General features: G+C 47.3%; 19 protein-coding genes and 1 rRNA gene. 19 read left to right on the top strand and 1 reads right to left on the bottom strand.

The window, feature by feature from the left end; all coding sequences use genetic code 11:
• Nucleotides 1-24 precede the first annotated feature (24 nt).
• The 15 genes from BMY11_RS09520 to BMY11_RS09585 all read left to right on the top strand — a co-directional run bounded on the left by BMY11_RS09520 (nt 25) and on the right by BMY11_RS09585 (nt 15,512).
• Nucleotides 25-462 (top strand): GNAT family N-acetyltransferase, encoded by a 438-nt coding sequence (locus BMY11_RS09520; RefSeq protein WP_090574327.1) that lies wholly within the window; start codon nt 25-27, stop codon nt 460-462.
• Nucleotides 463-573: 111 nt separating this feature from the next.
• Nucleotides 574-1,188: a TVP38/TMEM64 family protein gene (locus BMY11_RS09525; RefSeq protein ID WP_090574329.1), complete on the top strand. Its 615-nt coding sequence runs from the start codon at nt 574-576 to the stop codon at nt 1,186-1,188.
• Between the two features lie 226 nt (nt 1,189-1,414).
• Nucleotides 1,415-1,570: a hypothetical protein gene (locus tag BMY11_RS28835; protein ID WP_177182571.1), complete on the top strand. Its 156-nt coding sequence runs from the start codon at nt 1,415-1,417 to the stop codon at nt 1,568-1,570.
• 38 nt (nt 1,571-1,608) lie between these two features.
• Nucleotides 1,609-2,079, top strand: coding sequence for an NUDIX domain-containing protein (locus BMY11_RS09530; protein ID WP_090574331.1), 471 nt, complete (start codon nt 1,609-1,611; stop codon nt 2,077-2,079).
• Nucleotides 2,080-2,832 carry a 2-phosphosulfolactate phosphatase gene (locus BMY11_RS09535; RefSeq protein ID WP_090574333.1) on the top strand — a complete coding sequence of 251 codons (753 nt, stop codon included), beginning with the start codon at nt 2,080-2,082 and terminating at the stop codon, nt 2,830-2,832.
• On the top strand, nt 2,829-3,584 hold the full coding sequence (locus BMY11_RS09540; protein WP_090574335.1) for a class I SAM-dependent methyltransferase: 756 nt from the start codon (nt 2,829-2,831) through the stop codon (nt 3,582-3,584). The genes BMY11_RS09535 and BMY11_RS09540 overlap by 4 nt, the downstream gene beginning before the upstream one ends.
• A 177-nt stretch (nt 3,585-3,761) precedes the next feature.
• On the top strand, nt 3,762-5,609 hold the full coding sequence (locus BMY11_RS09545) for an ABC transporter ATP-binding protein (protein WP_090574336.1): 1,848 nt from the start codon (nt 3,762-3,764) through the stop codon (nt 5,607-5,609).
• Nucleotides 5,584-7,413 (top strand): ABC transporter ATP-binding protein, encoded by a 1,830-nt coding sequence (locus BMY11_RS09550; RefSeq protein ID WP_177182572.1) that lies wholly within the window; start codon nt 5,584-5,586, stop codon nt 7,411-7,413. Before BMY11_RS09545 ends, BMY11_RS09550 begins: the two co-directional genes overlap by 26 nt.
• 299 nt (nt 7,414-7,712) lie before the next feature.
• On the top strand, nt 7,713-8,360 hold the full coding sequence (locus tag BMY11_RS09555) for a DUF2306 domain-containing protein (RefSeq protein ID WP_090574340.1): 648 nt from the start codon (nt 7,713-7,715) through the stop codon (nt 8,358-8,360).
• A gap of 553 nt (nt 8,361-8,913) precedes the next feature.
• The gene (locus BMY11_RS09560) at nt 8,914-9,579 is read left to right on the top strand and encodes an MgtC/SapB family protein (protein WP_090574342.1); all 666 of its coding nucleotides are present in this window, start codon (nt 8,914-8,916) and stop codon (nt 9,577-9,579) included.
• Between the two features lie 184 nt (nt 9,580-9,763).
• The gene (gene gnd, locus BMY11_RS09565) at nt 9,764-10,660 is read left to right on the top strand and encodes a phosphogluconate dehydrogenase (NAD(+)-dependent, decarboxylating) (protein ID WP_090574344.1); all 897 of its coding nucleotides are present in this window, start codon (nt 9,764-9,766) and stop codon (nt 10,658-10,660) included.
• A gap of 104 nt (nt 10,661-10,764) precedes the next feature.
• On the top strand, nt 10,765-11,436 hold the full coding sequence (locus BMY11_RS09570) for a GntR family transcriptional regulator (RefSeq protein ID WP_090574346.1): 672 nt from the start codon (nt 10,765-10,767) through the stop codon (nt 11,434-11,436).
• A 151-nt stretch (nt 11,437-11,587) separates the two neighbouring features.
• A complete protein-coding gene (locus BMY11_RS09575) occupies nt 11,588-12,949 on the top strand; it encodes a GntP family permease (protein WP_090574348.1) in 1,362 nt (453 codons plus the stop codon).
• Nucleotides 12,950-13,000: 51 nt separating this feature from the next.
• Nucleotides 13,001-14,548, top strand: a complete 1,548-nt coding sequence (gene gntK, locus BMY11_RS09580) for a gluconokinase (RefSeq protein ID WP_177182573.1) — start codon at nt 13,001-13,003, stop codon at nt 14,546-14,548.
• 181 nt (nt 14,549-14,729) lie between these two features.
• Entirely contained in the window at nt 14,730-15,512 is a 783-nt protein-coding gene (locus BMY11_RS09585) for an SDR family oxidoreductase (protein WP_090574351.1), read from the top strand.
• Here BMY11_RS09585 and BMY11_RS09590 read toward each other — a convergent pair.
• On the bottom strand, nt 15,505-15,921 hold the full coding sequence (locus BMY11_RS09590) for a MerR family transcriptional regulator (protein ID WP_090574353.1): 417 nt from the start codon (nt 15,919-15,921) through the stop codon (nt 15,505-15,507). The genes BMY11_RS09585 and BMY11_RS09590 overlap by 8 nt on opposite strands.
• 95 nt (nt 15,922-16,016) lie before the next feature.
• On the opposite strand from BMY11_RS09590, the gene BMY11_RS09595 reads away from it, so the two are divergent.
• The 4 genes from BMY11_RS09595 to BMY11_RS09610 all read left to right on the top strand — a co-directional run.
• Nucleotides 16,017-16,847: an SDR family oxidoreductase gene (locus BMY11_RS09595; protein WP_090574355.1), complete on the top strand. Its 831-nt coding sequence runs from the start codon at nt 16,017-16,019 to the stop codon at nt 16,845-16,847.
• 35 nt (nt 16,848-16,882) lie between these two features.
• A complete protein-coding gene (locus tag BMY11_RS09600; RefSeq protein ID WP_090574357.1) occupies nt 16,883-17,398 on the top strand; it encodes a DinB family protein in 516 nt (171 codons plus the stop codon).
• Between the two features lie 28 nt (nt 17,399-17,426).
• Nucleotides 17,427-18,338 carry a phosphotransferase family protein gene (locus BMY11_RS09605; protein WP_090574358.1) on the top strand — a complete coding sequence of 304 codons (912 nt, stop codon included), beginning with the start codon at nt 17,427-17,429 and terminating at the stop codon, nt 18,336-18,338.
• 501 nt (nt 18,339-18,839) lie between these two features.
• A 16S ribosomal RNA gene (locus BMY11_RS09610) occupies nt 18,840-19,116 on the top strand; the annotation flags it as partial.

A 19,116-nucleotide genomic window follows, 5' to 3' on the forward strand; every position in this document is an offset into this window, starting at 1 on the left:
TATCGACCGAAAGAGGTATCATTCGTGGAATATTTAAGAGCTAATACGAGCGAGCTGCTTGAAGAAGCAATTACCGTTCGTTTCGAAGTATTTGTCAATGAGCAGAAGGTGCCTGCTGATTTGGAGCGGGATGAATATGATGATACACCGGAGTCATGCCATCATTTTGTAGTGAAGGATAATGGCAAAGCGGTTGCAGCCGGCAGATGGAAAGAATATGAGCCAGGTGTTGCGAAGATGCAGCGCATTGCAGTTTTGCTTCCGTACCGCGGGCACGGAATCGGCAAGAAGCTAATCGAAGTGATGGAGCAGGATGCGAAGGCGGCGGACTATTCTGCTTCATTCCTTGGTGCGCAGTGCACTGCGGAAGGCTTCTATCAGAAGCTTGGTTACACGACAGTGTCGGATGAGCCGTTCCTCGATGCGAATATCCCGCATGTGAATATGCGCAAACCATTGTAATTGGCTTGGTGCCAGTGCGGGGCTTTGGCCTAAAGACATCCCATTCGAGCAGGCGTTCATACGCTTGGATTGGGATGTTTTTTTGCATGAAGATGGAGGAGGGTGTCATCTATGAAACGTTTGCTGCTTGTAGGTTTCTATCTTGTCGTCATCATCGCCGTATGGAGCAACCGGACTGAGCTGCTTGCCTGGATGAGAGATGGTGATGTGCCGATTCTGCTGCTCCTGCTGCTTGTCATCGGCTTAGCATGTATACCGATCATCCCGTTCAGTGTCGTAATCGGCACGATGGGGTATTTATATGGTCCGCTGCTTGGCGCGTTAATGAGCTTAATCGGAGCATGGATGGCTGCGCTGCTGCTATATGGGTTGTTTCGGTATGCGCTGCGTGAACGTGGACGAGCAATGCTGCGGCGATATCAATTAACGGAGCGATGGACCGTGATGGTGGAGAAGTATCCGTTCCGTTCGATCCTGCTCGCAAGGCTGATGCCGATCGTGCCGCAAGTCGCGGTTAATATCTATGCAGCGGTTGTAACGATCCCGTTCCTGAGCTATGCAAGCGCATCGCTGCTTGGCAAAATCCCGGGGATGCTCGTGTTCGCTTTCATCGGCGGCAGTGTTGCGTCAGGCTGGCAATCGTTGTTGCTCGCGGTAGCCGTGTATATCGTGTTTCTGCTCACGGTATACATGTCGATACGCTGGTGGAAGGCGCGTGAGGCTTGAGGATTATTTGCAGATGGATTAACTGCAATAGTAATTGAGAGCGAAGAATTAACACCTTCTTCTTTTTATAACTTTGAAAGATATCTCTATCAATAAGATAGATTAGTTGTGATTAGTGAAGAAGAATACAACGTCCCTGTGACCTTGTGTTCTTCTTTTTTGTTTCCAGAAATTTCTTGAATTGCTATAATGGGAAGATATCTCGGCAGACTAGGAGCATGGTGAGATGACTCTACTTGAATGTCGTTTTAACAAAAATATTGAACTCAAAAAACACGTTGATCTGCGTTATCTATTACAAGTGCCGGTATGGGCATTCCATGACGCTCTAGACGATATAGTTCCAGTAGATGAAGCTATATCAAACAAAAGAGCTATATAACGAAATCTTTCAAAAACCATGAGAGTAGGGAGACCTCAATGAAGATCAGCGTAGGTGTACAAGCCGTAATTATCCTTAATAATATGCTCCTAACGATTGAGAAAGTAGAAGATGACGGTGACGTATGCTATATCCTCCCTGGCGGCAAACAAGAGTTTGGCGAAACGCTGGAGCAAGCTCTTCGTCGTGAAGTATATGAAGAAGTGGGGATAAACGTAGAAGTTCAAGAGTTGTTATTTCTCAGAGAATTTATTAGTGCGAATCATATAATTGCTGAAGCGCATAGCAAGCTACATATTGTCAGTCCGATATTCTATTGCCGCATGAATCCAGACGATGTGATCCCACAAGTTGCCCCTCATCCTGATCCAGGCCAACTCGGAGTCGAATGGATAGATGTACACGACCTATTCAGCTTAAGATTTTATCCAATAGAACTAGTGCTTCAATTAATTGAAATCGCGAGTGGAAATCGAACAATGCCTTGCTATGTTGGCGATATGAACTAATTGGAGGCGCTTACGATAGAAGATGTATTTCATCAAGTTCCCTATCTTGTTCGATTTGAATGGGGAGCAGAAGGAGTAAGTCGATTGGCCCCTTTATCGCGAGTCGTAGTCATTATTGATGTATTATCTTTTACAACAAGTGTTGAAGTTGCAGTTTCACGAGAGGCGACAGTATTTCCTTATCGATACAAAGATGACTCCGCAATCAAGTTCGCTGAATCTGTTGGTGCCATCCTAGCCGGAAAGCGTGGGCAAACTCCGTCGCTATCTCCAGAATCATTATTAGCTTTACCCCCGCAAGCCCGGATTGTATTACCATCCCAGAATGGCTCCGTATGTACCGTAGCTGCTCAAGAATCTAATGTGATTACAATTGCTGGATGTTTGCGAAATGCCGCAGCTGTTGCGGATTTTATCAATCTCCATTATCCAAGTGAGGCTGTGAGTGTCATTGCATGCGGAGAACAATGGGGTAATGGGAGCTTGCGCCCGGCTATTGAGGATTTGATCGCTGCCGGCGCAATTATTAGTCGATTGAACCAGTCGGAGCGATCGCCAGAGGCAAGTATTGCGATGAGTGCCTTTAAACATGCCGAACATGACATTCAAAATATGATGCATGAATGTTCCTCTGGTCGTGAACTAGCAGCGAAAGGCTTTGAGCAGGACGTAGTCATAGCGAGTGAGCTGAACGTGAGCGATGTTGTACCTGTGATTCATAATGGAGCTTATAAGAGAGGCGGAAACGAATGAATCTCGTTGATTATAAAGTATTTTATGATAAAGTCGGTGCAGTCAATGGATGGGATTTCAGCAGCGTAAAATGCATCTCTGAAGGAGAGAAGCGGGAGCTCTATCAGGAAGTACAGAGGTCCTGCGGGAAAACGGATATTTTGCTCGATATTGGCACTGGCGGTGGGGAAGCGATTTTATCAATTGCAGCAGAATCTGCCTTGCTCTTGGTTGGGATCGACCAGTCTAGTGGAATGATCGAGACTGCAACTAGAAATGCTGCTAAATCTGGCTTGCCTAATATGCGATTTCTGCAGATGGAAGCGGAGAGCTTGATGTTTCCTGACAACTTCTTCAACATCGTCTCGTGCAGGCACTCGGAGTTTTATACCAGAGAGGTTGCAAGAGTTCTAACTAACAGTGGTGGCATATTCTTTACCCAGCAAGTCAGTGAAAATGACAAATCTAATCTGAAGCAAGCCTTCGGAAGAGGACAGGCGTTTGGGACTAAGGCAGGCACATTAAAGGAGCAATATCTGAGTGAGCTAAGCAATGCGGGGTTCAGCGACATTCAGTCTTCGGATATTAGCGTAACGGAGTATTACCAGACTGCTGAAGATTTGATCTTCTTATTAAAGCATACTCCAATTATACCTGAGTTCGGACGAACCGAAGATGACTTCAAGCTGTTGCAGCAGTTCATTGAGGAGAACCGGACAGAGAAAGGCATTCGAACAAATTCGGAGCGCTTTATCATAAAGGCTAGATTATAGTTGATGTTCGGCATTCCAGCTCATTCTACTGACAGTTGAATTTCTAGTCGCCTACCATTTCAACCAATGCTTGATAGGTCCAGAATCGAGGCTATGCTATGCTGAGCTCGGACAAAGCGCATGAACCATTTTTACAGCAAAGTCTACAAACTGTAACTACTAGAAGGGGGTTTTTGAGTGTCAACAGAAAAAGGAGCGGCGTATTCCGCGTGGTCTAACATCAAATATTCCATGCGAGTGCACTGGCGGGCAAGGCCACTTACTCTAATTTGTTGTGTCATCGCGGTGCTTGTTGGTGTCGGTATGCCCTTTGTAAGTATCCTTATGCCGAAGATTGTTATCGACAACATTACAGAAGGTGTCACGCCAAGAGAGTTTATATTGTCGGTAGGAGCTATGGCACTTCTTCTGGCCGTACTGAGCAGCATGAAGAGCTATGCTGACCTCATCACCAATGATTCAGTAGGTACAATCAGCATATTTAAACACCTCCAAACGGCGATGATCAAGCATCTAAATATGGACTACGAGGTGCTAGAGAGCCCTAGATACGCAAAGCTAGGCGAGAAGGCTGGGCGCGCCATGCAAAGTAACCACTCTCCCGCCTCCAACATACCGCGTGTCATGTCACAGCTTTTAATGAACGTATTAGGTTTTCTTACATATGGGTTGATCATTATAACGGTACACCCGCTTATTATTCTCTTTCTAGCCATTTCGGCTGGGATCAATTGGATGTCGCTCTCTCGTGCCCGCAAGATTGAGAAGGACACGCGCGAGGAGCGGTCCAAGCTTCAGGGCAAGCTGTGGTACATCCAGAAAGCGTCAAAAGAACCGTCTGGAGGCAAAGACGTACGCTTATATGGTCTAAGCAGCTTAATCGGTGGTATTTTTCAAAATGTACTCGCGTCTAGCACGGAGAAAGAGCATAAGGTCGCGACAGGTGATATGAAAGCTCAGCTTTCGGATGCAGTGCTCAGCCTAATACGTGATGGTGCCGCGTACGCGTTTCTCATTTACTTGCTGTTGAACAACAAGATGAGCTTGGGCAACTTCGTGCTCGTGTTTGCCGCCATTGGTGCGTTTGCAGGTTGGTTGTCAGGCATATTGAGAAGCTCAAGCGAGCTTATGCGCTCCTTAAGTGAGATGTCTGATATCCGAGAATATCTTGATGTCCCTGATATTTCTAACACCGGCGCCGGCCATAAGCTCCCTTCAGGTGACATGCTCCCTCCTTCAATTACACTTAGAAACCTCGGATATACGTATCCGGAGGCCAAGGATCCTACTCTATACGGTATAAATCTTGATATAAAGCCGGGAGAACGCATCGCGATTGTCGGTCCGAATGGGGCTGGCAAGACGACGCTGATTAAGCTCTTATGCGGACTTTATATGCCGACAAGTGGTGAGATTACGCTTGGCGGTGTCGACACTATGCGGTATAACAGGGACGATTACTTTTCTCTATTTTCTACCGTGTTCCAGGATATCCATCTCTTCTGCAGTGATATTGCCGGAAATATATCGCAGCAGTCTCCTGATCAGACAGACTACGAGAAGGTAAAGAAATGCCTTGTGATGTCAGGACTTATGGATAAGGTAAGCCGGCTTGATAAAGGTGAATCGACACTTCTCGTACGCCGCGTACACAATGACGCAATCGAGCTTTCAGGTGGTGAGATGCAGAAGCTGGCGCTTGCGCGCGCTCTGTATAAAGACGCGCCGGTTATTATCTTGGACGAGCCGACAGCTGCGCTTGATCCTATCGCAGAGAGCGAGATTTATCAGCGTTACGCCGAACTGACTGCAGGCAGAACATCGATATACATCTCTCACAGGCTGGCAAGCACGCGTTTCTGCGACAGAATTCTATTAATTGACGGCGGCGGCATCGCCGAAATCGGTACGCACGACGAGCTCATGAGAATTGGCGGAAAATATGCTGAGATGTTTAACGTGCAGTCTCACTACTATAAGGATGGGGAGGTTGCCGACAATGCAGAAGCGCTCAATTTGGCGTAATCTACGCCGCGGATATGGGATTGTAAATCGATTAACGCCAAAGTACATTCCACTTACAGTCGTCTCATCCTTCATTAAAGCAGTGCAGCCGTTAATGGTGCTCTTCCTGTCTGCCCAGATCATTAACGAGCTGGCAGGCGACCGTGACACCGGGCGTATTGTACTGTATACCGCGCTTACAGTCGGGCTCGCGTTTATTTTATCGGCTATAAACGCCGTAGTATCACGCCGGATTACGACCTTAAACAGTACGTTGTGGGCACGATTCTACTTTTTCCTTGGCCATCGGTATATGCAGCTTAATTACGATCAAGTGGAAGATACGATGAATAATGAGAATTTAGCAGATATTGAAGCTAAGACTAACGGTAACGGACTTGGCCTCCTGCGCTTGCACTACAGTTTGCCGGAGCTACTACAGCCCCTTTTTGAACTAATACTGTCCATCGCACTCTTTATCGGAATGTTTACAGCTGCTGCTTCCTATGAGCAGACATTCATCACATCTCCAGTCGCCACCGTTTTGCTGGTCATTCTCATTCTTCTTATCCTTCCCTTTACCTATATCCTCAAGAAGCGGGAGGAGCGGATTCAGAGAAGGGTGTTTGAGGAAAATCCGAAGTCGAACACTTACATCCATTTTTTTAACGAATATATGCAGGCCAAGAATGCCGCCAAGGACATTCGGCTCTATAGACAAGCGCCAGCAATCGAGGAACACTATAATAAATCAGTTGGAGCGGAGTTCTGGTACAGAGTTTTTGACTTATTCGGCAAGAATAACGCATTGGCAGCTGCTATAAACGCCGTGCTAGGTGGCTGCGTTTATCTATTTATCGGCCTTCGGGCGTTATATGGCATGTATCCGTTAGGTAGCGTGGTTCAATATATCGGTGCGGCAAATGGAGCTGTTGGAGCGCTGGCCAAGCTTGTCGCGGTTCTGGGGAACTTTATTACCAATAACCAGTATCTTAACCTCGTGTTCGACTATCTTGACCTGCCTGACAACATGCGCAAGAGCGATGGCAACAGACAAATCCCGCAAGCAGATCTGGAGTTTGAGTTTCACGACGTGTCGTTTAAATATTCCGCCGCTGACAACTATGCCATTAAGAATCTTAGCATGAAGTTCAATATTGGTGAGCGGCTTGCCGTTGTGGGGTTGAATGGTAGCGGCAAGACGACAATGATTAAGCTTCTATGCCGGCTTTATGAACCATCGGAGGGTGTTATTACTTTAAACGGCATTGACATTAGAGAGTACGACTATTCGGCATACATGGGCGTTTTCAGTGTCGTGTTTCAAGATTTTAAACTCTTTTCATTCTCGCTCGGCCACAATGTGGCTACCTCCGAGAACTATGATGCGGATTTGGCAGAGGAATCCCTCATCATGGCTGGGTTTGGCGAAAAGCTTAAGAACATGCAAGAAGGGCTTGGTACCTTCCTGCACAAGGATTTCTCTGACGACGGCGTTGATATGTCAGGAGGCGAAGCGCAGAAGGTGGCTCTGGCTAGGGCTCTGTACAAAAACGCACCATTTGTCGTGCTTGACGAGCCAACAGCGGCACTGGATCCCATTGCGGAGTTCGAGATTTATTCCCGATTTAATGAATTAATCGGCGGCAAAACCGCAATCTTCGTCTCCCACCGGCTCTCATCCTGTCGGTTCTGCCACGACATCGTCGTGTTCCATGAGGGGCGCCTTATTCAACGCGGATCCCATGACGAGCTGTTGGCTGATAGAGATGGGAAGTACGCTGAACTGTGGAATGCTCAGGCGCAGTATTATGTGAGTGCGTGATGATCGTTTAGTAGAAATGTAAAGGTAGCCGGTTAGAAATGAGCTGCACCCCAATGGTTAGACAGTGTCTAACCTACTGGAGGTGCAGTTTTTCTTTGACCAATTTCAATCTAGCATTCAGCTTCGATTTTACACTTTTTTTAGACTTGATTTAGAGTCTGTTTAAACCTACCCGCTAGAATAAAAGAAGGAGTATAACAAAAACATCTGTACTAAAGGAGCAAAAACATGGAGTATCGATATGGAATTACAAAGGGTAACACATGTGCAGCTGCAATTGTGAGGTGCAAAAACGAGAGATGAAGCAAAAGAGAAGCTGGTGGATATTATTTATCGTCTCGCTCGGGGTAATGATCCCATTTGTCCTGCCGTACTTAAACTTGGATCCTGCGAAATCTAGAATTACGATTACATCGAATACCATCCAATTTCCGCTCTTATTGACGCATATTCTGTTTGCTTTTATAGCATTAATAACAGGATTTTTGCAATTTGTGACGCGTATTCGTGTTCAGCATCCTCAGACACATCGTTATTTGGGAAGAGGATATGTAATCAGTGTCTTTATTAGTGGTTTGTTGGCTTTGCCGATAATATTTTATATGGAAGATTTCACGAAATCATTGGCATTCTTGACATTAACGATTGTATGGCTTGTCACCTGTTGGAACGGTTACCGGGCAGCTGTAAAAGGACGCTTTCCAGAACATCGCATATGGATGATGCGCAGCTTCGGAATTACGCTTGTCGCTGTAAGCGCAAGGTTACTCATGCCGTTGCTGCTCCTTTCATATTACATATTAAGTGGATTCTCCATCCCTGGAGGAAGAACGCGAATGGTTGAAGAAGCGTTGAATGTGAATATTTGGGTCGGACTATTGCTGAATTTCGTAATTATCGAATGGATCATTCTAAAAAAAATGAAAAGCGAGAAGACAAGTGGTTGAGGTGAGCTGAGCTTTGAGCAGAGAAGAGCAGAAATTAGCGACGTACGATGAAATTGGTATGACTTATAATGTGACTCGAAGAGCAGATAAGAGAATCACAGGCTTTGTCCTGACAATAAATGTTGGCTGTAACAAAGGATTTAACTTTCGATCGTTATCACATTCGACTTCATTCGATGCAAGATATGGATTTAGAACAGTTGATAGAATCATTAGAACAATATGACCAAAACTAACCAGCTGTTGTGTTCATATAAAATATGATTGGTTAATGATAAGGAGAGGGCCAAGCTATAGTTATTTTGATTTGAATAACCTGCCTATACCTATGTCTAATTTTACAGTTCAAAGAATCAAAGATGCAGCTTCGATTGGAAATAAAGTAGTCGTAAGAAACCAACATGTCAACGACTATGTCATTGAATAACGAGTCCTTACCTAACAGGAGACAACAGATAAATACACACCAATGACGAAGCTGCCGGTACAATCGGTGGCTTCATTATGTTAAGCAATCAGCTAACTGGGGGAGCAGCGTGAAGGAGGATTAAGGGTGGAGTATGGTTTCTTATTACGTATCGTCTTAGCAGGTCTTTGCGGTGCGCTTATCGGGTATGAACGAAAGAATAGAATGAAAGAAGCGGGTATTAGAACCCACTTTGTTGTCGCCGCTGGAGCGGCACTAATGATGTTGATTTCCCAATACGGCTTTGGAGACATGACAGGAAAAAGCGGCATAGCACTTGATCCGTCGCGAATTGCAGCTCAAGTGGTCAGCGGAGTTGGTTTTCTTGGGGCAGGAATGATCTTCATGCAACGGCAGACTGTCAAGGGACTGACAACGGCTGCTGGGGTATGGTTGACTGCTGGTATCGGCATGGCTATTGGCGCTGATCTTTATATAGTGGGCATAGGTACGACAGTTGTGATTCTGTTTGCGCAAAAGCTGCTGCATAGCAAGGTAAACTGGCTAGAAGCTCCAAAGACAGAACAGCTAACAATCCGTTTGAATAATGAGCCTGATGTAATTACGCATATTTTGGATTTTCTCAAAGAAAGACAGATAACGATTTTACATTTCCATACGGAGAAGCTGAAAGAGCCTTCTGAACTTATTTTGGACATTACGATTAAACTGCCTATTCATTTTGAGATCGAGAAGATTCTGCCTCTAATCCAGGACGTCCCCTCCGTAACCGTAGTTGAGGTTCAGCAGTAACGGATTAACGGAGACGATAGCTCAAGGAGGTGCCGAGTTTCAAGGTGGACAAATAATGATGATGAAACGAGACGAAAAGATGGCGAAAATTCAATATTTACAGAAACGCCTCGAAGCAGTAAAATTGATGAGCAAGTAAAGTTGTATACAAGTATACTTGTAGACTCATATAGAGGTGAATATGATGAAAATTGGCATGATCGGTCTCGGTAAAATGGGATATAATTTGGTGCAAAATTTGCTCCAAAACGGACATGATGTTGTCGTTAACGATGTAAATCCAGAACCGGGACAGCAGCTTGCTAAGCTTGGCGCTGAGTTTACCGCGACGATTGAGGAAGTGGCTGCAAAGCTGCCGACGCCGCGAGTCGTGTGGTTGATGGTTCCCGCAGGAAAGATTGTTGATCAAGTCATTGACCGATTGGCACCATTGCTCGCAAAAGGGGATATTGTTATTGACGGAGGCAATTCCCATTATAAAGAATCGATCTCGCGTGCGGAGCGACTGAGCGAGCAAGGCATTCATTTCTTCGATGTCGGCACATCAGGTGGGACGGAAGGTGCTGCTCAAGGTGCTTGTTTCATGGTCGGAGGCAATCGGGAGACATTCGGCGTTATTGAGCCGCTGTTCCAGGCAATCGCGGTAGACAAAGGTTATCTGTATGCAGGCAAGAACGGAAGCGGTCATTTTCTGAAAATGATCCACAACGGGATCGAGTACGGTATGATGCAAGCGATCGCTGAAGGCTTCGAAGTGCTGTCGAAGAGCGATTTTGACTACAATTATGAAGATGTTGCTCGTGTTTGGTCGAATGGCTCGGTCATTCGGAGCTGGCTCATGGAGCTAACGGAGAACGCGTTCTCGAAAGACCCGCAGCTGGATGGCATCCGCGGCGTCATGCAGAGCTCGGGCGAAGGCAAATGGACAGTCGAAACAGCGCTGGATCTCGAAGCGAGCACACCGATTATTGCGCTGTCGCTGCTGATGCGTTACCGTTCGCTAGAAACAGATACGTTCCATGGCAAGGTCGTTGCCGCACTGCGTAATGAATTCGGTGGACACGCTGTTGTCCGTTCGTAAGTTGGAAACATAGTATCAAATCACGAATCTGTGATAAAATCGATAATGCTGTATTTATCGTGCAATCATTCAAATTTGATCTATGTAGGAGAGTTGAATTAGAGATGCGTTATCCTTCCGCTTGGCTTGCTGGTGTTTCTCGTGGTGATTCCATTGCTTGTGAATTAAGGTTGCAAATTATTCGGGGAACGATCAAACAAGGGGAAGTGATTTCGGAGAATCGGGTTGCCGCCGATTTCGGCACGAGCCGCTCTCCGGTCCGCGAAGCGTTGAAAACGTTGTCCAACGAAGGGCTAATCCGTCTGGAACGGATGGGCGCCATCGTGCTCGGACTTAGCATGAAGGATCTCGAGGAGCTGTACGATGTCCGCTATTTGATCGAGAGCTTTGCCCAGAAACGATTGGGAGAAGGCGGACATGAGCCGGTGATCATCCATCTCAAACAATTAATCGACAGAATGGAGCTCGCCGTAAAGTACAACGATAGTGTAGAGTTCTCGCATCTCGATTATACCTTCCATGAGGCGATGATCGTCGGAGCGAAGCATGCTCGTATTCTTCATCTATGGAAAAGCATCCGAAATATCGTGCTCACGGTAATGCTTATTACGACGGATGAAATATTTTCGCAAGGGGAAGAGAAGCTTCACACCGTCATCGAGAAGCATCGGACGCTCGTGCGGGCTATCGAAACGAAAGACCCCGTTGAGATTCAGAAGGTGGTCGAGAATTACTTCGCCGATTCGAATCAGACTTTGCATAGCAGCATTACCTAGCAGTAATCAAGCGCTTTCCGTAAGCGCACAGCTTAACTTGTCGACAAGTATACAGCAAAGGCGAGTTACGAATTCTGGCAACATTGGAATAATCGCTTCGCACTAGTCGAACCATACGAAACGAACAACCAGAATTTACAGGAGGTTTATGATGAGCAGTATTTTTGGACTCAGTCATAATGTGACATTAATTATATGGGCGCTCGTGTCGATCGCCTTTCTTGTAACGCTTATTGCAAAATTCAAGTGGAATCCATTCGTCACGCTGCTTATTTCCGCGCTGCTGCTCGGTTTTCTTGCAGGCATGAAGCCGGCAGACAACATCAAAGCGGTGACAGGCGGGCTTGGCGGCACGCTTGGCACGATCGCGATTGTTATCGGTCTCGGTACGATGCTCGGGAAAATGATGGCTGAGTCCGGCGGGGCTGAAAGGATTGCCAATACGATGATTCGCATATTCGGCGAACGGCGCGTTCATTGGGCGATGTTGATTGTCGGCTTTATCGTCGGTATCCCGGTTTTCTTCGAGGTCGGCGTTATTTTGCTTATCCCGATCGTATTTATTGTCGCCAAGAAAACGAAGATGCCGCTCCTGCAAATCGGCATTCCAGTGTTGGCTGGTCTGTCCACCGTACACGGACTGGTGCCGCCGCATCCTGCACCGATGATTGCAATTGGCGCTTACGGGGCAGATATCGGCAAAACGATTCTTTACTCGCTTATCGTAGGTCTTCCTACCGCAATTTTGGCTGGCCCGTTATTCGGAAAGCTGATCGGCAGTAAGATCGAGGTTGAGCCGCCAACGAAACTAGTTGAGCAATTTGCGACTTCAGATGAGCGCATTCTGCCAGGCTTCGGCATTACGCTATTTACAATTTTGCTCCCAGTTATTCTTATGCTGATTGGTTCCGTTGCTAATATTATCGACCCGCTCGCAACAAGCAGTTGGACGGTGTTCTGCGAATTTATCGGACATGAAGTGATTGCCTTGCTTATTGCCGTCGTGTTCTCGTTCTACTCGCTTGGATTCGCTCGGGGGTTCACGAAAGAGGAAGTGTCGCGCTTCGCCAGCGACTGCTTGGCGCCAACTGCTACCATTATTCTGATCATCGGTGCAGGTGGGGCGTTCAAGCAAGTGCTCATCACGAGCGGCGTCGGCGATGCCATTGCGGCAATTGCAACATCGGCGCATGTGAACATTATCTTCTTCGCTTGGTTCATTGCAGCGCTTATTCGCGTAGCAACTGGCTCGGCAACGATCGCTATGACCACGGCGGCGGGCATTATTGCGCCGATTCTCGGCCAGACGCCTGATGCGAATGTCGAGCTTGTCGTGCTCGCGACCGGCGCAGGATCGCTAATCCTGTCGCATGTCAATGACGCTGGATTCTGGATGGTTAAAGAGTTCTTCAATATGTCCGTTCCGCAGACGTTGAAATCGTGGACGGTAATGGAGACGATTCTTTCTGTCGTCGGCTTGATACTTATACTGCTTCTTAGTGTTGTTGTTTAATGTAAGCTACCCTTGGAAAGCAGCAATTCACCGGAAAGAAGGTTCATTCACTTGAGTCAACCTATGTATATGATCGGAGTTGATATCGGGACAACGAGCACGAAGTCCGTGCTGTTCGAGGAGAACGGTACCGTTGTCGCGAAGGCCGATGAGGGTTATCCGCTGTTTACGCCAACAGCGTCTATCGCCGAGCAGGATCCCGATCAAATTTTCCACGCCGTCATCCATACGCTAAAGAATGTGATCGCGAAGAGCGGCGCGAGTACCAATCAAATTATGTTTGTCTCGTTTAGCTCGGCGATGCATAGCGTCATTGCTGTCGATACAGAAGGTAAGCCGTTGACACGCTGCATCACATGGGGAGATAACCGGAGCGCGGCTTGGTCCGAGCGGCTGAAGGATGAATTCGGGGGCCATCACATTTATCTGCGGACCGGAACGCCGATCCACCCGATGTCGCCACTGCCGAAGCTCATGTGGCTTCGCAATGATATGGAATCTTTATTTAATCGGGCAAGCAAGTTTATTTCGATCAAGGAATATGTATTTGCTCGACTGTTCGGCGAGTATGTTATCGATTATTCGCTCGCATCGGCGACAGGCATGTTCAATCTCACTAAGCTCGATTGGGACGAAGAGGCACTAGCACTCGCAGGCGTGACGCGTGATCGGCTATCGCAGCCGGTACCGACGACACATGCATTGCAAGGAATGAACGCCGTATTCGCCGAGGAGATCGGTCTTGACATATCGACACCATTCATCGTCGGCGCAAGTGACGGCGTACTCTCTAATCTTGGTGTGAACGCTATTGAACCAGGCGTCGTTGCAGCGACGATCGGCACGAGCGGAGCAATTCGGACGGTAGTGGACAAGCCGATGACCGACCCGGAGGGGCGCACCTTCTGCTATGCCTTAACAGATAAATTGTGGGTCATCGGCGGTGCCGTTAACAACGGCGGTATGCTGCTGCGGTGGGCTCGGGATGAGTTTGCGGCTGCCGAAGTGGAGACTGCGAAGCGACTTGGCATAGACGCTTACGATCTGCTCATGGAGATCGCTTCGCAAGTGAGACCTGGCGCAGACGGACTTCTATTCCATCCGTATATGACTGGTGAACGGGCGCCGCTCTGGAACTCTAATGCAAGAGGTTCGTTCTTCGGGCTCACGATGCACCATCGCAAAGAACATCTGATTCGCGCCGTGCTAGAAGGCGTTATTTTCAACCTGTACACGGTGTTGCTCGCCATGGAGGAGAACATAGGACGTCCGACCAAAATCCAAGCGACGGGAGGCTTCGCAAGGTCGCAGCTCTGGCGTCAAATGATGGCGGATATTTTCGACCAAGAAGTCGTCGTGCCGGAGAGCTTCGAGAGCTCATGTCTCGGCGCTGTCGTACTCGGTCTCTATGCGACTGGCAGAGTCGACTCCCTGAATGTCGTCTCGAAGATGGTCGGCGCAACGCATGTACATCATCCGATTGGGGCAAATGCAGAAATCTATCATCAGCTTCTGCCGATCTATATCCGACTGGCGCGCCAGCTCGAAACCGAGTATGAGTCGATCGCGAGATTCCAACAGCAGTATGCGCAATCTTAAATATGAACTTTTACAGACCACATCGTTATTTGATGTGGTCTATTTATTAATTGCATATGGCCAAACAGGGTAATACAATCAGATTAAGACAAAATCGTTTTTTTAAACCTACATCATACACTCTCATCGTTCCAGCCGATAAACGCTTATCTTAATTAAAGGATGGTGTGAATAAATACTCATGAGTCATACAACCGGCAAATTAACGGGTCGAATCGCGATTGTTACAGGTGCAAGTCGTAGAGCAGGAATCGGAGCGGCAGTGTGCAAAGAGTTGGCATTTCAAGGTGCAGATGTGTTTTTTACACATTGGGATAACTACGATCAACAGATGCCTTGGGGCAGTAATCAAGTAGAATCAGAGCAGCTTCAAGAGGAAATACGCTCTATGGGCGTTCGCTGTGAACACCTCAAATTAGATTTATCCTTATCAGAAAACATGGTAGAATTATTGAATCGTGTCAATCAGAGGCTGGGTGAGCCTTCCATTCTTGTAAACAATGCTTGCTACTCGGTAAATGATGATCTAACTACGATTACTTCTGCGTCTCTAGATGCCCACTATGCAATTAATGTCAGGGCTGTAGTTTTACTTAGTGTGGAATTCGCCAAAAGATTTAGTAAGCAGTTCGGTGGCCGAATCATCAACATGACATCTGGCCAGTCACTTGGCCCAATGGTCGGTGAAATTTCTTATGCCACGACAAAAGGAGCGGTAGATTCATTCACACGCACTTTTGCAGCTGAAGTTGGCTCTAAAGGAATTACAGTGAATGCAGTAAATCCGGGTCCAACGGACACGGGATGGATGACCGATGAACTTCGATTGCAGCTTTCGAATCAATTTCTTTCTGGTAGAGTAGGGTTGCCCAAGGATGCTGCTCGTTTAGTCGCGTTCTTAGCCTCCGATGATGCCGAGTGGATTACAGGCCAAGTGCTCCATTCAACCGGGGGATTCAATTAGAGGGGTCTGGACGATATACTGCCGCTAGCATAGCCTGAGCTTTCTGTGGATTCTCTATTAAAGTCTTTCTATATTCAAGCATCCAGTTGAGCGTCAGAAGCATCTGATCGTACTCATCTTTCTTACGCTCGATCTCGTCTATTTTCTTGTAAATCCATTCCATTATTTCATGATTGGTACGGGCATTCGAATCATGCTCTTGCAATATCGTCTTCAGCTCAGCCAGCGAACAGCCGATGCCTTGAAACTTCTTGATCAGCTTCAAACGCTCGATGGCCTCGTCTGAGTAGTTGCGGTAATTATTCTTCTCTCTCTGAATATGTCTGCCGTCGAGCAAGCCTTCTTTTTCATAAAAGCGTATCGTGTGAGCAGTCAAACCCATCTTGTCAGCTAATTCTTGAATTTTCATCCTAATGGCTCCTTCAAATGCTTGCCTTAGAGTTCACTTCATAGTTTAGACTTGAGCTGAACACTTCGTCAAATGCATATAAGGAGGAGAAAATAATGCGTATATTCATAACTGGAGCAGCAGGCTATATTGGTACAGCAGTTGTCCGAGAACTCATCAATGCAGGTCATCAGGTTGTGGGTCTTACCCGTACAGAGAGTGGTGCCGAAATATTACAGAGATTAGGGGCTGAGGTTCAGCGAGGAGCTCTAGAAGATCTGGATTGCCTTCGAAGCAGCGCGGCCGCTTCGGACGGCGTCATTCATCTGGCGTTTAATCACGATTTCTCAGACTTCGCCGGCTCGCTCGCAACCGATCTTCGCGCCATCGAGGCAATGGGAGAGGGGCTTGTAGGTTCTGGAAAGCCGCTAGTCGTTACCGCTCATGCAAATGGCCATGCATCGGAGGAGGCAGCATTCGCACTTGCTGAGCGAGGCGTGCGGTCATCGGTCGTTTCCCTTGCACCTTCCGTGCATGGTGAAGGAGATAAAGGTTTTGTTCCGAGATTGATCCATATCGCCAGGGAAAGAGGCGCTTCAGCCTACATTGGAGACGGAACCAACCGTTGGCCGGCGATTCACCGTCTAGATGCGGCTACCTTGTTCCGCTATGCAGTGGAATCTGCACCGGCAGGCGCACGTTTGGATGGCGCCCACGATGAGGGTATTCCGTTCCATCATATTGCTGGCGTCATCGGCCGTCACTTAAACGTCCCGGTAGTCAGCATCCCACGTGAAGAGGCAGAAGCTTATTTCGGTTTTCTAGGTCTGGTCGCGTCGCTCGACATTCCAAGATCAAGTGGAACGACGCAGGAACTGCTTGGCTGGAAGCCCGCACAATCGGGACTTATCGCAGACCTTGAGCAGGGAAACTATTTCAACAAGTAATAATAGTCAGGTCATTCCGCGGGGAGAGGATCAGTTTGTTGAACAATCATATGGTTACTATTGATCAATACAAGCGGGATCTGGACAGCTACTCTATTGAGCAACTGCGATTTAAAAGTGAAGAAAACGTATGGTCGGTCGGGCAAATGTACATCCACGTAATCGAAGTGGCGAAAGAGTACATCGGGCATATTGAAACATGCTCTAAGACAATGCTCGAAGAGTCTGTAGGCAAAACTGCAGACGGTACGAAAGCGCTTGCCGAACAAGAGTGGCCCAATATCCGTGTGAAACTTGATGAACTGCCCAACGCGACAACTAATCCTGCGAGCAAGGATGAAATCATAGCTGGTCTGGAGCACGTTCTAGAGAAGTTGAGCTACTGGGCAGGTTGTATAGATGAAGTGAATCCGGCTTGCAAGGTGCACCATGGCTGGTTTGGCTGGCTGGGTGCGAGTGAATGGTTTGAGATGGTTGGTATGCACAGCCGGCACCATTTACGCCAAAAGGCGGAGCTGGACGAGAAACTGGCGGAGGCAGGCATAAGATAGCTATCATTCCTTATAAGGTGGAATCACTATGGAAGATTTCAAGCAAACAGCGGATCGTTTTGTGAAGGATCGCTTCGGTGACCGTGCTCTCAATCTTGCGTCCCTGGCATCTGGTGATTGGTCGAGAGCTTATTCCTTCTTGCTCGATGGGCGTGAAATGGTTATTCGTTTCGGCGCATATGTGGGTGATTTCGAGAAGGATCGTGTAATGGGGGCATTTTCTATGGACACGATGCCGATTCCAAAGGTTGTAGAGGTTGGTGAGACGGAGAATGGATTTTTTGCCATATCTGAACGTATTCAAGGAGAAAAGCATCTCGATGAGCTTGATGAATCGGAAATACGAATTGTCCTTCCACAGTTGTTCGATGCGCTCTTCGAGCTTCAGGAGCTAGATCTCACTAGCACACAGGAAATTGGACTTTGGCGTCCGGAAGGAACTGGTCCGAGCTGGGCAGCAGAGCTATTGTCGGTGGCTGAGCCTAGAGACAGGCTTGCCGGCTGGCGCGATCGGTTAGACACTTCGCCGAGAGAGGCAAGTATCTTCGATGCTGGTGTTGCAAAGCTTCGTCAACTCGCACCACAGCTTCCGGAGATCCGAGGAATCGTTCATAACGATCTTTTGAACCGAAACGTGCTGGTGGCCAATGGGAAACTAGCCGGAGTTTTCGACTGGGGAAATGCGGTCTATCGTGATCCACTCTACGATCATGCTCTGTTTCTTTATTGTTGGCCTTGGTTTCCGCAATGGCATGGTATTGACCTGCAGGAGATACTCGATCAACACTGGGAAAAGCGCGGTGGCCCGCCTGCACAGATGAAGGAACGCCTACTCTGCTGTCTCATCCACATTGGGCTTGACAATATCGCATACTGCGCTTTTAGAGAACGCACAGAAGATATGAGACAAAATGCCGATCAATTGTTGACTTACATCTAATGTGATGACAATGCTGCTGTATGTAACTCTCATCGATCGAACACCGTTAGAAAGCTGTCCGAGTTAACTCGGGCAGCTTTTCATTTGTTGTGATTAGAAAGTAGAGTAGGGTAGGCTTGTGGACGCCACAATATCTTTATAAGGGAAGTGAATATGAACAGGAATATTTTAACACTGGACTAGTACGTTGATACCATGTTAATCTAACATTCCGCCGCTGAGAGGTAAGCCAAGCACGGTGGTCGAAACGAAAAACAAGTTGAAAAATAAAGCTTGCAATTGAATTTCGATATATGATATATTCTAATTCCGGTCGCGAGGCTGGGACGAGAAAAAAGTAAGTTTGTTCCTTGAAAACTGAACAATGAGCGACCTGTCAAAAGGTCATAAAATACGTCGAAACGACGATCGCCATCTGGTGAAAGTGTTTCTGACGAGCTAGTTTTTTGAATGAGCTAACAAGCAAATTCATTTGGCGCAAATGGCTTCGCCATTTCGCCTATTATGGAGAGTTTGATCCTGGCTCAGGACGAACGCTGGCGGCGTGCCTAATACATGCAAGTCGAGCGGATCTTGTCCTTCGGGACAAGGTTAGCGGCGGACGGGTGAGTAACACGTAGGCAACCTGCCTGTAAGATCGGGATAACATTCGGAAACGGATGCTAATACCGGATATACAATTCAGCTGCATGGCTGAGTTGGGAAAGACGGTGCAAGCTGTCACTTACAGATGGGCCTGCGGTGCATTAGCTAGTTGGTGGGGTAACGGCTCACCAAG

This window comes from Paenibacillus sp. OV219 (assembly GCF_900110075.1).
In the GTDB taxonomy this organism is placed as follows: domain Bacteria; phylum Bacillota; class Bacilli; order Paenibacillales; family Paenibacillaceae; genus Paenibacillus_Z.